The organism is Streptomyces tatrensis (assembly GCF_049310065.1).
Lineage (GTDB): Bacteria > Actinomycetota > Actinomycetes > Streptomycetales > Streptomycetaceae > Streptomyces.
This window is the reverse complement of the sequence record NZ_JBMDLB010000011.1, coordinates 494,946-508,427: the sequence shown is the minus strand read 5'-3', so window position 1 is coordinate 508,427 and position 13,482 is coordinate 494,946. Positions and strand designations below refer to the sequence as shown.

The 13,482-nt window shown below is 70.5% G+C and carries 12 protein-coding genes and 1 pseudogene; 3 read left to right on the top strand and 10 right to left on the bottom strand.

The features are described 5' to 3' along the window. Positions 1 to 67 precede the first annotated feature (67 nt). Both ACODT5_RS17960 and ACODT5_RS17955 read right to left on the bottom strand, forming a co-directional pair. The gene (locus tag ACODT5_RS17960; protein WP_422520312.1) at positions 68 to 793 is read right to left on the bottom strand and encodes a hypothetical protein; all 726 of its coding nucleotides are present in this window, start codon (positions 791 to 793) and stop codon (positions 68 to 70) included. 98 nt (positions 794 to 891) lie between these two features. Further along, positions 892 to 1,461: a DinB family protein gene (locus tag ACODT5_RS17955; RefSeq protein WP_422520311.1), complete on the bottom strand. Its 570-nt coding sequence runs from the start codon at positions 1,459 to 1,461 to the stop codon at positions 892 to 894. A gap of 198 nt (positions 1,462 to 1,659) precedes the next feature. On the opposite strand from ACODT5_RS17955, the gene rox reads away from it, so the two are divergent. Next, positions 1,660 to 3,084 (top strand): rifampin monooxygenase, encoded by a 1,425-nt coding sequence (gene rox / locus ACODT5_RS17950; RefSeq protein ID WP_422524954.1) that lies wholly within the window; start codon positions 1,660 to 1,662, stop codon positions 3,082 to 3,084. Between the two features lie 24 nt (positions 3,085 to 3,108). Here rox and ACODT5_RS17945 read toward each other — a convergent pair whose 3' ends face one another. The 3 genes and pseudogenes from ACODT5_RS17945 to ACODT5_RS17935 form a co-directional block, all read right to left on the bottom strand. Then, on the bottom strand, positions 3,109 to 3,720 hold the full coding sequence (locus tag ACODT5_RS17945; protein WP_422520310.1) for a hypothetical protein: 612 nt from the start codon (positions 3,718 to 3,720) through the stop codon (positions 3,109 to 3,111). A 264-nt stretch (positions 3,721 to 3,984) separates the two neighbouring features. After that, positions 3,985 to 4,811, bottom strand: a pseudogene (locus ACODT5_RS17940) (hypothetical protein); the annotation flags it as partial. Further along, entirely contained in the window at positions 4,811 to 5,167 is a 357-nt protein-coding gene (locus ACODT5_RS17935; RefSeq protein ID WP_422520309.1) for a hypothetical protein, read from the bottom strand. The gene ACODT5_RS17935 and the pseudogene ACODT5_RS17940, both read right to left, overlap by 1 nt. A gap of 85 nt (positions 5,168 to 5,252) precedes the next feature. Between ACODT5_RS17935 and ACODT5_RS17930 the strand changes: the two genes are divergently transcribed. Then, entirely contained in the window at positions 5,253 to 5,711 is a 459-nt protein-coding gene (locus ACODT5_RS17930; protein ID WP_422520308.1) for a TIGR03618 family F420-dependent PPOX class oxidoreductase, read from the top strand. On the opposite strand, the gene ACODT5_RS17925 is transcribed toward ACODT5_RS17930, so the two are convergent. The 4 genes from ACODT5_RS17925 to ACODT5_RS17910 all read right to left on the bottom strand — a co-directional run bounded on the left by ACODT5_RS17925 (position 5,708) and on the right by ACODT5_RS17910 (position 7,589). After that, positions 5,708 to 6,064 (bottom strand): hypothetical protein, encoded by a 357-nt coding sequence (locus ACODT5_RS17925; protein WP_422520307.1) that lies wholly within the window; start codon positions 6,062 to 6,064, stop codon positions 5,708 to 5,710. The two genes, ACODT5_RS17930 and ACODT5_RS17925, sit on opposite strands and share 4 nt — an antisense overlap. After that, positions 6,061 to 6,447 carry a hypothetical protein gene (locus ACODT5_RS17920; RefSeq protein ID WP_422520306.1) on the bottom strand — a complete coding sequence of 129 codons (387 nt, stop codon included), beginning with the start codon at positions 6,445 to 6,447 and terminating at the stop codon, positions 6,061 to 6,063. The genes ACODT5_RS17925 and ACODT5_RS17920 overlap by 4 nt, the downstream gene beginning before the upstream one ends. Beyond that, on the bottom strand, positions 6,444 to 6,992 hold the full coding sequence (locus ACODT5_RS17915) for a GNAT family N-acetyltransferase (RefSeq protein ID WP_422520305.1): 549 nt from the start codon (positions 6,990 to 6,992) through the stop codon (positions 6,444 to 6,446). Before ACODT5_RS17915 ends, ACODT5_RS17920 begins: the two co-directional genes overlap by 4 nt. Before the next feature lie 108 nt (positions 6,993 to 7,100). Beyond that, positions 7,101 to 7,589, bottom strand: coding sequence for a hypothetical protein (locus ACODT5_RS17910; RefSeq protein ID WP_422524953.1), 489 nt, complete (start codon positions 7,587 to 7,589; stop codon positions 7,101 to 7,103). Positions 7,590 to 8,352: 763 nt separating this feature from the next. Between ACODT5_RS17910 and ACODT5_RS17905 the strand changes: the two genes are divergently transcribed. Next, positions 8,353 to 9,864 (top strand): oxidoreductase, encoded by a 1,512-nt coding sequence (locus ACODT5_RS17905; protein ID WP_422520304.1) that lies wholly within the window; start codon positions 8,353 to 8,355, stop codon positions 9,862 to 9,864. A 1,871-nt stretch (positions 9,865 to 11,735) separates the two neighbouring features. Here the strand turns inward: ACODT5_RS17905 and ACODT5_RS17900 are convergent. Further along, positions 11,736 to 13,418, bottom strand: a complete 1,683-nt coding sequence (locus tag ACODT5_RS17900) for an FG-GAP repeat domain-containing protein (RefSeq protein ID WP_422520303.1) — start codon at positions 13,416 to 13,418, stop codon at positions 11,736 to 11,738. Positions 13,419 to 13,482: the final 64 nt, after the last annotated feature.

Genomic DNA, 13,482 nt, shown 5'->3' with positions numbered 1-13,482 from the left:
CGGCAGGAGACGTGGCCTGCGGCGGAGACCGAGCCGGAAGCGGCGACCGGGTCTGCGGCGGGAGCGTTCAGGAGATCGCGTACCACTGGCTGGCCCAGCCGGTGTTGATCGTGCTGGTGGACTGCTCGGCGAGGTTCAGGCCGGCCGGGAGCGAGGTCTGACCGGTCAGGACGGTGCTGTAGCGCAGGCTCGGCGGGTTCAGACCCGCGTTCACCGAGATCCCGGCGCCCGTGGCCTTGAGGGTGAGGGCGTTCGTGGCCCAGTCGCCGTTGAGGAGGAGGGCGACGAAGTAGGTGCCCGGAGCGGCGGAGAACGGCTTGGCGAGGGGGAACGGCTTGGCTATCGCGTCGGTCATCAGCAGCGGGGAGATGTCCGCGGTGGACGCGACCAGGGTGCCCTTGGCGTCGTACACGCCGAGGTAGCAGTCGGACAGCCGGGCGTTCGGGTCGATCCCGGCCAGGCCCAGCCAGATGTTGGACCAGGTGAGCTGCTCGCGCAGCACCATCCGGACCAGGGTGACCCGTCCGCCGACCCCGGCCGCGGACTGGGCGGTGACGTGCCCCGCGTCGTTCGGATCCCCGGTCCAGGCCAGCAGGTTCTGGTCCTGCGGCCGGGGCCCCTCGTACCCGGCGCCCCCCGGCACCGGCGCGGGGGAGGCAGCTGCCGACGGGGAGGCGCCGACGGCCCCGTTCCCGGCCGTGCTCCCGCGGGACGCCGAGCAGCCGGACAGGACGAGGGCCGCCGCGAGCATGGCGGCGAGGCCGGCCGAGGCGGTGGTGGTACGGGTGCGCATGGTCCCCCCATGAGGTGCCGAAGTGCGAAGGAAGCCATGGTCACACGGGCTGTGCCCGCTCCGGACAGGCCGCCCCCGCTCCGAACGGGCCGCCCCCGCTACTGGCCCACCCTCCCGTCGACGCACTCGCGCAACAGGTCGGCGTGCCCGCAGTGACGCGCGTACTCCTCGATCCGGTGCACCATCAGCTCCCGCACCGCGATCCCGTCCTTCGCCAGCCGCTCGCCCAGATCCGGATGCGCGGCCAGCGCGGCGTCGGTCGCGGCCTGCTCGCGCTCCAGATCGGCGTACGCCCCGTCGACCATGTCCTGCTCGGCGACGGCTCCGTCGAAGTCCCCGTCGCGTCGGCCGTACAGCTTCGGCAGCGGCTCGCCGTCGGTGATCCAGCTCTGCCAGTCCCGTTCCACCTCGGCGAGGTGGCGCACCAGACCGAGCAGCGACATCGTGGACGGCGGGACCGACCGCCGGGCCAGCTGCTCCGGATCCAGGCCCTCGCACTTCATCCGCAGGGTCAGGCGGTAGTCCGCGAGGAAGTCCTGCAATGTGGCGAGCTCACCCTCCGCACTGCTCTCCCCGCTGTTACGGGGGTCGTCGTCCGGGTCCGCCCACATGTCGGGGTAGACGGTCGCCCGGGTCCATCGCTCGCCTTGATCGCTCATGCGTCCCATGTTCGTCAGCGGGGGAGCGATCTCGCCAGCGGGTTTCTCCTGGAACGCAGAATGGCAAGGAGGTATTTCCACTCCTTGCCACTCTCAACTTATAGCGCAGCGGGGGGCTTGCGGCAAGGCCCCGGCGGTGACGCAGAATCACTGGCCGAAGGCGGAACCTGCGGAAATGGTGATTGCGTGACGAACGACGTGCCCGACGTGACCGACGTGACCGTTGTCGGCGGTGGACCGACCGGATTGATGCTGGCCGCCGAGTTGCGCCTGCACGGCGTCCGCGTGGTCGTGGTGGAGAAGCTGACCGAACCGACCGGAGAATCCCGCGGCCAGGGCCTGCACACGCGCAGCGTCGAGCTGATGGACCAGCGCGGCCTACTGGACCGGTTCCTCGCCGCCGGCGAGAAGTTCCAGGTCGGCGGCCTGTTCGGCGGCATCATGAAGCCGTGGCCGGACCAGCTGGACACGGCGCACCCGTACGGCCTCGCCATCCCGCAGCCGGTCACCGAGCGGCTGCTCGGCGAGCACGCACTCGAAGTCGGCACCGAGATCAGGCGCGGCCGCGAAGCGGTCGGCCTGAGCCAGGACGAGGACGGGGTGACCGTCGAGCTGGCGGACGGCACGCGCCTGCGCTCGCGCTACCTCGTCGGCTGCGACGGCGGCCGCAGCACGGTGCGCAAACTCCTCGGCGTCGGCTTCCCCGGCGAGCCCGCCACGGTCGAGACCCTGTTGGGCGACATGGAGGTGACCGAGGATCCGGAGACGATCGCCGCCGTCGTCGCCGAGGTCCGCAAGACCCAGCTGCGCTTCGGCGTCAGCGCGGGCGAGAACGGGACGTGCCGCATCGTCGTACCCGCCGACGGCGTGGCCGAGGACCGTACCGCGCCGACCCTGGAGGAGTTCAAGCAGCAGCTACGGGCCTTCGCGGGCACCGACTTCGGCGTGCACTCGCCGCGCTGGCTGTCCCGCTTCGGCGACGCCACCCGGCAGGCCGAGCGCTACCGGGTCGGCCGGGTCCTGCTGGCCGGCGACGCGGCGCACATCCACCCGCCGACCGGCGGACAGGGGCTCAACCTCGGCGTCCAGGACGCCTTCAACCTCGGCTGGAAGCTCGCCGCCGCGGTCAACGGCTGGGCCCCGCAGGACCTCCTCGACAGCTACCACGCCGAACGCCACCCGGTGGGCGCCGCCGTACTGGACAACACCCGCGCCCAGATCACCCTGCTCGGAACCGAAGCGGGCCCCACCGCGCTGCGGGAACTGTTCGCGAAACTGATGGACTTCGAGGAGGTGAACCGGTACGTGACGGGGATGATCACCGCGGTCGAGGTCCGCTACGACTTCGGCGAGGGCCACGAACTGCTCGGCCGCAGGCTGCGGGACGTGGAGCTGAAGCGCGGACGCCTCTACGAGCTGATGCACACGGGCCGCGGAATCCTGCTCGACCAGACCGGCCGGCTCTCGGTCACCGGGTGGGCCGACCGGATCGACCACGTAGTCGACGTCAGCGGGGAACTGGACGCGCCCGCCGTACTGTTGCGCCCGGACGGCCACGTGGCCTGGGCCGGCGAAGACCAGCACGACCTCGACGCCCATCTGCCGAAGTGGTTCGGCGCCGCCACGGCCTGAGCGCGCGCGGCCGCTCCCCGGCTCCTACCGGTACTGGTTCCTGTACTCCTCGCCCGTCGGGCCGAAGTCCATGAAGGGGGTGGCGAGGAACGCGATGAGGAGGAGCACGCCGACGATGCCAGAGGACAGGGGGAGGATCCCGGGTATCCACCGCCCCGCACCGTCGGCGCGAACGGCCTTGCCGGAGTCGAGCGGGTCGTAGCTGACCTCGACACTGGGGCGGCCGCTCGAGTCGAGGAACCTCCTCGGGTTCCCGTCCAGGTCCGAGTACAGGTAGAGCCACGGCTGCGCGGAGTCGTGTGCGTAGTCGGCCGTCACCGTGATCCCGTGCCGGGGCAGGCGCCAGGGCCTGAGGCCCTCCGGGGCGAGCAACCAGGCCGCGATGGTGAACGTGAAGCCGACGCCGCCGGAGAGGACGGTGAAGACGACGTTGACGGGGTCCGCGAAGAACACGACGACCACGCTCATGGCGATGATGGCGAGGAAGGACCCCGCCACGAGCCACTTGAGCTTCCAGTACACGGCTTCCCTCGGGGTCCTGGCCTCCGGCTCGCGCCCGGTGGTACGGGTGATGACGAGGGCGGAGCCGTCGACCACGGCGGAGCCGGCGCCGGCCGGCGGAAGCGCGGCGTTCACCGCCCGTGCGAAGGCGGTGGCCGCCGCCTCGCTGACGTCCTCGACCCGGTAGACGGTCGGCGCGGTCGCGGCGGGCGCCGTGAGCCTGACCTCGACGGCCCGGCCTTCCGCGTGGACGCGCGCGATCGCCGCGAAGGGGATGCGGTGCTAGTGGGGCGCCCGGCACAGGACCAACTCCTGGTCGGCGACGCGGAGATCCGTCCCCTTCCTGCCGTGGAGGATGGGTATGGAGGGTGTGATCGACATGGCCGGATTCTATGCACGCGGATCCTGTTCGCCGTGCACCACGATGGCGGCCGACAGACTGCGGGGGACGGCCCCGGCATCGAGGAGCACCCGCCATTCCAGGGGGCCGACTTCGAGGAACTCCAGCCGGGTGAGCCCGGCGACCTCCGTGGGGTCGGCGAGCGTGCCGGGGCAGGCGGAGAGGGTTCGCAGGCGCGGCAGCCCGGCCAAGGGCGCGAGACTGAACGGCGGACCGCTCCGCGCCCCGATGGACAGGACCTCCAGCCCGGGGTGGACGGCTGCCTCGATGCTCCGCAGGCTCGACGAGTTGACCCACGCGACGGCCGCCGCGGCCTGCTGGACCTCCCCACTGCCGGACTCCGTACGCGACTCCGGACCCGGCTCCGCACCGGGCCGGTCCAGCGCGAAGTCGGTGAGGGAGTCGGCGACGAGGCCGGCGCCCACGCTCTCCTCGTGGGAGAGGACGACCACTTGTCCGGTGTGGCCGCGGGGACCGGGCGTCAGGTCGACGGCCAGCCGGTCACCGCTCCGGGCAGCCGCCCGCGGAGCGTCCGCTCCAGCAGCGCCGGGTCCGCCGACGGCGCCGGCGCCGCTCCCGGCACCGGATCGGGCAGTCGGTGCCATGGCTCGGGCAGCGCCCCCTCGACGAGGACGAGCGCCCCCGGATGCGGACCGAGGCCCGCCTCCACGGCTGGGCTGGGCTCCAACAGGTGAAGCAGCGCCCTGCCCGCCGGCTCGACCTCCAGCACGAACGACACCGCCTCGACGCCGTCCTTCGACAGGGCGCCGCGCACGCGCTCGACGGCGCGGAACCGTAAGAGGGGCCACTGACACCCGATCCGCATCAGCTCCGTCGGGCGAGCAGCTGCCGCCATCGTGGTTGCTCGGCGATCAGGCAGGCTGAGGCCAGCACCGTCACGGAGACGGCGGCCCACGTCGACCAGACCGCCCACGAGGCGGCGACAGCCGCGACCAGGTGGAGCAGGACCAGACCGACGGTGACCACGCCGGGGACGGGTACGAGGATGCGCTCCCTCGGCACCCCGTGGTCACCGGGCGTACCGAAGAGCGCCACCGTGGCGAGAAGAAGGACGACCGACGCCACGGCGAGCGGCACGGAGTACGGTGCGAGCACCCAGGGAGTGGCGACCCAGGCGGCCAGCATGCTGAAGAAGCGGAGCGGGTCCGCCAGACGTGTCACACGCCGACTTTCCCACACGGTGCTGCGGTGCGGGACTCTTCTGACAGCGTGGAATAGCCGCCTGCGCGCGGCAGTTGATCACGTCATGACTCAAAATGCCGGTCCCCGCGCCCTGTCCGACGAAGCCCTCTCCCAACTGCTGGGTACGCAGCAGTTCGGCACGCTCGCCACCAACAAGAGCAGCGGCCACCCCCACCTCACCACGATGCTCTACAACTGGGACGCCGAAGCGCGCATCGTGCGGTTCTCCACCACCGCCGACCGCGTCAAGGTCCGTCAGCTCAGGCGCGATCCACGTGCGGCCGTACACGTTCCGGGCGGCGACGTGTGGTCGTTCGCCGTGGCCGAAGGCGAAGCCGAGGTCTCGGAGGTCACGACGACACCGGGGGACGCGACCGGGCGGGAGCTGCTCGCGATGGTGCCGGAGGCCGCGAAGCCGCAGGACGAGGACGCCTTCTTGGAACAGCTGGTCGCCGAGCGCCGCGTGGTCATCCGCCTGAAGGTGTCCCGGCTGTACGGGACGGCACTCGACATCAACGGCTAGGACCGGTCGGCTTGGCCCCGCAGGGACGCGCGCAGCAGAGCGTGGTCCTCCGTCATGCCGTGCGGGCCGACCAGGACTGCGGCGAGGCGGAGCTCCTCGGTGCTGCCGCGGCCGGCCTCCTCCTGCCGCAGGAGGAGGCGCAGAGGCTGCAAGTCCCCCGGCTGCCGGTCGTACTGGGCTGCGCGCAGGACGCTGGCCCGCCGTACGGGATCGTTCGCGATCGCGTCCCAGCAGGTGCGGTCCACCCGCATCCGGGCCAGAACGGCCCGGCCGGGAGCGAACACCGCCTGCCAGAGCGGCGGACGAGGAAGCCGGTCCTGCAACTCGTACGCGCAGCCTTCCTCCGCGTTCACCAGGAGGAACTCGGGCTCGGTCCGCAGAAGGCATTCCCGGAGCCTGCGCAGTCCCAGCCCACCGAGCAGCGTGCTGCGATCGGCGTCCAGCCCGGGGGCGTAGGCGCTCCGGATCTCGTCCTCGGCCCCTCGTCCAAGTCGCCGCCGGCGAGGCCCGCTTCACCCTCGGAGCTCGCGTGCAGCACGGCCTCGTCGGTGCAGAGGAAAGGGTTCCGCCAGCGTCGTCGCCCGCCCGCCACGGCCCTCAGCGGCACTCCGTTCGCCAGACGGACCTCTTCCACGTGCTCGGCCCGGTCGAGGTCGAAGCCGAAGGATTCCGCGGCCCGTCCCGCCAGATCAGGATCCCGGCGCAGGACGGCGAGTACGCGGTCGCGGCGCGTCACGGCCGGACGCCGACCGACGGGTTCTGGCCGCTCTTCCGTGCCGGGTCGACTGCCCGCGTCCAGCTCACGGCGTAGTACAGCAGCCGCGCGTCCTCGCCGACCGGGAGCATGCCGGCGGCCGTCATGACGTGCTGCGAGGCCGTGTTCTCGCGGTCGGTGTCGCCCGACACCGAGGCCGCCCCGTGCGCGCGGGCGTGTTCCAGCAGGGCCCGCAGGGCCTCGGCGGCGTAGCCCCGGCCCCGTACGGCGGGCACCAGCCCGTAGCCGGCGACCACCCGGCCCTCCTCGTCGGCAGGGCCGTGGAAACCGGCGCCGCCGATCAGCAGCCCGTCGGAGCGGCGCTGGATCTCGAACGCCCCGTACGGTGCGGGGTCGCCCGTGTCGGCCAGCACCCGCAGGTACCGCTCGGCCCCGGCCCGGTCCCCGGCGTCCGGATACCCCTCGGCCCAGCGGTCCTGCGGACCCGGCGTTCCGGCAACGACCCGCCGGGCCCGGTCCGCGTCCAGCGGGAGGAGGACGAGGCGTGGGGTCTGCAGAGGGTCCATCCCCCAGGAGATACCAGGCCCGCTCCGCTCACCGCACCCGGATATCAGCTGCCGTCTCCGGGGGCTCGCGCCGGTCGGCCCCCACCCCGCTCCTGCGGGGCGAGGCGTTCAGTCGTCAGCGATCTGCAGGGCCAGCGCGAAGTGCACGCCGTCCGTTCCTGCGAGCAGGCTGTCGAACAGCGGGGTGAGCCCGTTCACGGCGCCGCACCCGGCGTCGTGGTTCGTCCACCAGCTCGCCTCCGGCCCGAGGAGGGACACCACCCGGTCCGCCGCGCGCTCCGCAGCCTCGACGGGCAGGTGCCGGTGGTCCGGCCAGACGAGGTCGACGGTCGCGACCCGGACCAGGAACGCGGCGGCCTCGTGGGCTTCCACCGGTTCCAGTGCGGCGCAGAGCTCAGGGACGGACGGCGGAACGTACCCGGGCAGGAAGCGCCGCCAGGCGTCGTCCACCGCGACCTCGGCCAGCAGCATGCGGACCCGGGCCGCCAGCTCCGGCAGGTCGGGATCCACCTCGGCGAACCGCCCGGTCGCCACGTACACCCGCATCGGCGTCGCCAGCGCCACCATGCCGGCTTCCAACTCGGCCAGGCCCCCCATAAACGTCACCCCCGGATTCTGCCGCACGCGCCTGGGCTCGCTCCCTGGCCCTCCCCAGGCCCTCCTTACGGTGGACTGCACGTCACAGCGGTGCGCGGCGTTGGGCCGGGATCGGAGATGCTCGGACGGCTGGCCACGCTCTGCGGCGTGACGAGATCAACAACGGCCATCACCGAGTGCAGAGCCCTGCCGTCGTGCAGGCGAACAATGATTCGTTCGCACACGGCCGGCACGACCTCCCGGCTGCCGTGATCTACAGCCCTGACGCGGTGTTCTTGCTCGTGGACATCTTCCAGGTCGGTTGTTGAAGGACCAGGTCTTCCCCCTGCTCATCGCTCCGGAGTGCACGGCGATGACGATGATGCTGCCGAGCCACTTCTGGCCATCACCCATCTGAAGACACCGGACGGGGCGCACTGTTGCCGCCTACGAGGCCGCCTTCGTCGCCGCCTGACGCCTTCCACGCATACGAGAACTTGGCGTGCCGTAGCGTCCGGGCCCAGGTTGCCGCCGCCCCTTGGCGAGGGCTATGGCGCGGTCAGCACCCACCACTGCCGCAACGTACGGAGAGTCGCGGGAGCCGGCGTCGAGAGTAACCGTCGGGGCCGAAGATCTGGCCGGCCAGAGCATTCGGCGCTCCGTTGCCCGAGAGGGCGAACCCGCCAACGCCGAAGTGCCAACTGGAGCGCCAAGAACCCCTAACAGAGGCAACTGGTCTGCTGGTTGGCGCGCGACCGGCTGTGGAGATCATTACTCTGCAGGGGTGTTGTCATATGACGAGTTGACCCTGCCGGAGCGCGAGCTGTGGGACGCCTTCCCCGAGGGGAGGCGAGTTGATCTGCGTACAGGCCTGCCCGAGGCGGACGCTCCCTCCGTGGGTGCTCAATGGGGTCCCGAACGCACCATCCGCGCGGCCGTTGTGGCGGCGTTGCTGCTCGGCGCGAACGACGATCGGTCCGGTGGCGTGGCCGCCCTGCGACTCGCCGGGACGCGTATCACCGGTCGTCTCGACCTGTCCGGGGCGGAGATCCGCCACACGTTCTCCCTGGTGGGCTGTCGGCTGGACGAGGCGGTGCGGCTGCGCGGGACCACGACCCGGACGATCGAGATCACGGACAGCTGGGTTCCGGGAATTGATGCCGAACTCGCCCGGATCGAAGGTGACTTGGATCTGAGTCGGTCGAGTGTCGAAGGTGGCTCCCTCATATTCGTCAACGCCCGCATGGCCGGGAATCTTCTGCTCTCGGATGCGAAGATCTCAGGCCCGGAAGAGTGGGCGGTGCTCGCGGGTGGCCTTGTCCTGGACGGCGGCGTCTTCGCGAGTCGGCTCACCACACGAGGCGGGTTCCGGCTGCCCGGCGCACGGCTGCTCAGAGGCCTGGTCCTGCAAGGCGCACGGCTGGAGAACACGGGGGGTGTCGCACTTGCCGCCGGTGATGTGACCGCCTCGGCCGTGGACTGCTCCCAGGGGTTCACCGCACAAGGAAGTGTGCGGTTGCGCGGGGCTCGCATAGAGGGTCTGCTGACCTTCGAAGGAGCCCGTCTGGAGGGGGACGGCACGGCCCTGGACTGCATGGCGATGCAGGTGGGGGACTTCGACTACCGACCCGCAGCACCGCGCTCAGGGCTGGTGGACCTCCGGTTCGCACAGGCCACCGGGTGCCAGGACGGCGAGCGGAGCTGGCCCGGGAAGGTGCTTCTGGAAGGGTTCACCTACGGTTCCATCCGCTTCCGGGATCCGGCGTCACCAGCGGACGACGGCGGAACGCCGGTCAGGGACGAGGTGGCCCGCCGCCTGGCGTGGGTCCGCCGGAATCCCGGGTATGCCCCGCAGCCGTACGAGCAACTCGCGGGCTGGTACCGGCGGATCGGCCACGACGACGACGCCCGCCGCGTGCTCCTGGCCAAACAGCGTCACCGACGCCGCACCCTGGCCCTGCCGGCGCGGGCGTGGGGTCGCCTGCTCGACGTGGCCGTGGGCTATGGCTACCGGCCCTGGTTGGCAGGTGTCTGGCTCCTGACGTTGACGCTGTTGGGCACTCTGGTCTTCGGTACCGACACTCCCACCCCGGTGAAGCCGGGTGAAGGAGTTCCGTTCCAACCCCTTGTCTACACACTCGACCTCTTGATTCCCATCGGTGGTCTGGGACAGCGCGCGGGGTGGTACTGGTCGAACGACCTCATCCAGGGGTTGGCCTACCTGCTGATCGTCTTCGGCTGGATGCTCACGACCGCCGTCATCGCCGGTGTCACCCGCACCCTGCAGAAGAACTAGCGATCGGCAGCCGAGTGGGGCGGTGCCGCTGCCAGTCCAGCGGCCACGGGCAGCCCCGGTTCCGGAGCGCGGCGAGCTCGGCTGTACCCGGGGGAGTCGGGTCGCATCCGGGCCCTGCTTGACCTGCTTGGACGGCCCCGGTCACCGCAGGCCGACGGCCCGGGGCCAGAAACATCCGACGCATCCCCTCAGGATGCGGGCCCGGGTCGGCCGGCCCCCGTCCGGTGTCCCCGTAGTGGCGATACCCGGTGGAGCTGGTCGAGCGGGAGACGCAGGATGGCGCGGGCCCCTGTGTCTTCCCGCCCCCGGCCTACGAGGAGGTACTGGCCGCACCGGTCCCTCTCACCGAGGACCCGCTGGTTCCTGCTTCCTCTGCTTCCTCTGCTGGGAGAGGGCTGGTTGGTCACAAGCAAGGGGGACCGGTACCACCGTGAGCGACTTCGTGGATGTCGTCGCGTCGTTCCCATCGGAACCGTAGTCGGCGGAAGCCGCGGAGCCGGGCGATGGCCCGTTCGACAACCCACCGGTGGATACCGAGGCCGGGCCCATGAGGGACGCCGCGGTGAAACGTGAGACCGGCCAGGCCGTGCGCGAACGTCCTCTCGTAGCCTGTCGACATGCCCCGCCATGCCCCGCCATGCCCCGCCGCGACCAGTGGACGTTGAGCAGTTGTTTCCCGAGGTGGTGCCCCTCCGGAAGGAGACCGTGCGGCTTCACCCACGTGTGGGTGAGCCGACGAGCCGAGACAGCTCGGTCGGAGGCCCGCTGCTGTGGCCGGCCGAGGAGGCCTGGTCGTTGTGCTCCGAGCATGAGGGGTCACCGATGGTGCCTGTCGTGCAGATCTACCGCACCAGCGTTCCTGGCATCGTCCCGTTTCCTGAAGGGTGCGATCTACTCCAAGTTCTCTGGTGCCCACGGAAGCACAGTGGACATCGTTGGATCGTTCCGCACGTCCAATGGCGAGAGGCGGGCTCGGTCGGGAAGGTGTTGGAGACTCCGCCATGCCCGGCGGAGCTGTGGAAGAACTATGTCCCACGTCCTTGTGTGGTGCATCCAGAGCTGGTGACGGAGTACCCCTATTGGGATCTGCATGACGACATGTGGGACGAGTTGGAGTTCCGATTCCTGGACCTGGACCAGGAGACGGGCTGGGACTACCAGAGCCACCTCTCCACCGCACCCGGGACGAAACTGGTTGGCTACCCCGGCTGGTGCCAGGAGCCGGACTGGCCGGAATGCTCCGAATGCGGGAATCGAATGGAACACCTGCTGACAGTGGAGAGCACGGAAGCTGACGCGGTGTCCCGGCGTGCCTGGACCCCGGTCGAAGAGGGACACACTCCCTCCGCGGGTCCAGGCTTGGTGTTGGGCGACCTTGGCGGTGTGTACCTTTTTGAGTGCCACGTCTGCCCCGGGCGTCCTTTCACACACCGCTACGACTGCGCGTAGCGCACGAAGCCCGGCCCCTTTTCCTGCGAGTCAAGGGGTCTGTGTACGGCCGGTCCGCGTGACGCGTGGCCACAACTTGCCTGTTCCGGCACGTCCTGTCACGGAGAGGCGAGTTCTCGCGTCTGATGCAATTCACATCCCTTGGCCTCGAATATCCGCGTGCTGTCCGAGGTGGTCACCATCGGTTGCCTCGTCCAGGCCTCGGCGTGTTCCCCTTCGCAGGTGCCCTGGCCGGCCTAGGAGCCGCGAGGGCGACCGTGATCGCGCTGCATCAACTCATCGCAGGACGCCGGGGAGTGCGGGCGGGCAGGTGATCAGCCCGCCCGCACTCCCGAGGCGCTTCTATGCTGCCGATGTCAGTGCCATCCGCCGCGAGCCCGTTCGGCTCGGCATCAGGTCACCGGCGTCCCAGGGAAACACTCCTAGTTGGTCTGGGTGTACTTGTTCCAGCCCTCGTCGAGGTACGAGCGGGCGGAGAAGGACTTGGTTCCGCCCAGGCCGGTGCTCTTGTGGAGCCAGACCTCGCCCTTGGCGTCCGTACCGATGATGTCGGCGCGGCCGTCGCCGTTGAGGTCGCCGGGTGCGGTCAGGGTGGTGTACGCGTCCCAGCCCGTGGCACCGACGTCCTCGCGGCCCGAGGCGAACGGCTGTGCGGCGTCGCCGGTGCCCCGGTACATGTACAGGTGGCCGTCGAGTCCGCGCCAGACGATGTCGGGGCGGCCGTCACCGCTGATGTCTCCGGCACCGACGATGAGCGAGGTCTTCCAGCCGCTTCCCACCCGGACCGGGTTGGCGAAGCCGGTGGCGCTGCCGGTGTTGGACCGCAGCCACAGGACGCCGGAGGTGTCGACCGTCAGCAGGTCCCCCTTGCCGTCGCCGGTCAGGTCACCCGGGCCGAAGATCAGTCGGGTGTTGGTGAAGTCGCCCTTGACTGTGGAGCCCGTGATCAGCGTGGTCAGAGTGGAGCCCGTGAGGACGTAGCGGGTGACCCTGTTCTTCTGGTCCACGCCGGCCGCACTGAAGAGCTTGGCGCCGGTCGGCACGCTCTGGGCCAGCTTCTGCTGCTTGCCGTCGAACCGGCCCGTGGTCAGGTTCGTGTACGCCCACACGCCCCCGGAGGCGTCGACCGCCGTGATGCCGTGCTTGCCGTAGACCGGGGTGACGCCGGAGTTCACGACGACGTCCGCCTGGGTCCACTTGACGCTCATCGGACCGCCCCCGAACATCCTGGTGTCGAAGACGCCGTTGCCCTTACTGGGGTAGAAGTACACGGTGCCGTCGGTGCCGATGGCGTTGAGGCCGTTCTTCGAGCCGGCGGAGTAGTCGGCGGCGAACAGCTTGCTGTAAATGTTCCAGCCGCCCCCGACCAGAGTGCGGGCCTTGAAGGGGGCGGATGCAGTCCCGGTCCCCTTGTAGTAATAGAGATTGCCGTCGGGAGACTTGGCGACGAGGTCGCCGTGGCCGTCGGTGTCGAGGTCGCCGGTGCCGACGATCTGGTCGTAGATGCCCCAGCCGCCGCCGATCTTCACGCGGGCGGCGAACGGGTTGCCGGTGGTCGCGCCCGTGGCCCGGTAGAGGTAGAGGTCACCGGAATAGGTGCGGGCCACGATGTCGGGGCGGCCGTCGCCGGTGATGTCGTTGGTGGCGATCAGCTTGTTGTAGATCTGCCAGCCGGTACCCGTCCAGGTGGGCGCCTGGACGGCCGTCTCGTACGCCTGCTGTAGGGATACGCGACCGTCGGGGAGCCAGCGCAGCAGTTCGGTGCCCCAGCCGCCCCGGATGTTGCCGAGCGCGACGACGTCCCGCGCGACCTCGGTGGTGTCACCCAGCCCGTAGGCGTGGCCGGAGTCGGAGCCGTCCAGCTCCTTGATCGCAATCCCGGCGTTCAGCGGGGTGCGGTAGACGCGGTCGCCGTACCAGTCGTTGTTCAGGTCCAGGCGCGGCTTCAGCTCCCTGGCAGCCAGAGGCGTCTTGTCGGCAGCGGCGGAGCCGTCGTGTCCGGCGCCGGAGGCCGGCCCGGCCGAGAGCAGGGTACCCGCGGCGAGGGCCACGGCGGTGGCGAGCGCGGTGCGCCGCAGGCGATGGGAGCGCGAAGAAGTCGTCAAAGGATCCCCCCAGGATCTTGATCGAAGCCGGGGGAGGCAGGCCGCGCCCATGCGCGCGATGGCA

Coding starts and splice junctions, on each gene's coding strand:
- ACODT5_RS17960 (WP_422520312.1), bottom strand. CDS start 793: ATGCGCACCCGTACCACCACCGCCTCGGCCGGCCTCGCCGCCATGCTC.
- ACODT5_RS17955 (WP_422520311.1), bottom strand. CDS start 1,461: ATGGGACGCATGAGCGATCAAGGCGAGCGATGGACCCGGGCGACCGTC.
- ACODT5_RS17930 (WP_422520308.1), top strand. CDS start 5,253: ATGACTCAAAATGCCGGTCCCCGCGCCCTGTCCGACGAAGCCCTCTCC.
- ACODT5_RS17915 (WP_422520305.1), bottom strand. CDS start 6,992: ATGGACCCTCTGCAGACCCCACGCCTCGTCCTCCTCCCGCTGGACGCG.
- ACODT5_RS17910 (WP_422524953.1), bottom strand. CDS start 7,589: ATGGGGGGCCTGGCCGAGTTGGAAGCCGGCATGGTGGCGCTGGCGACG.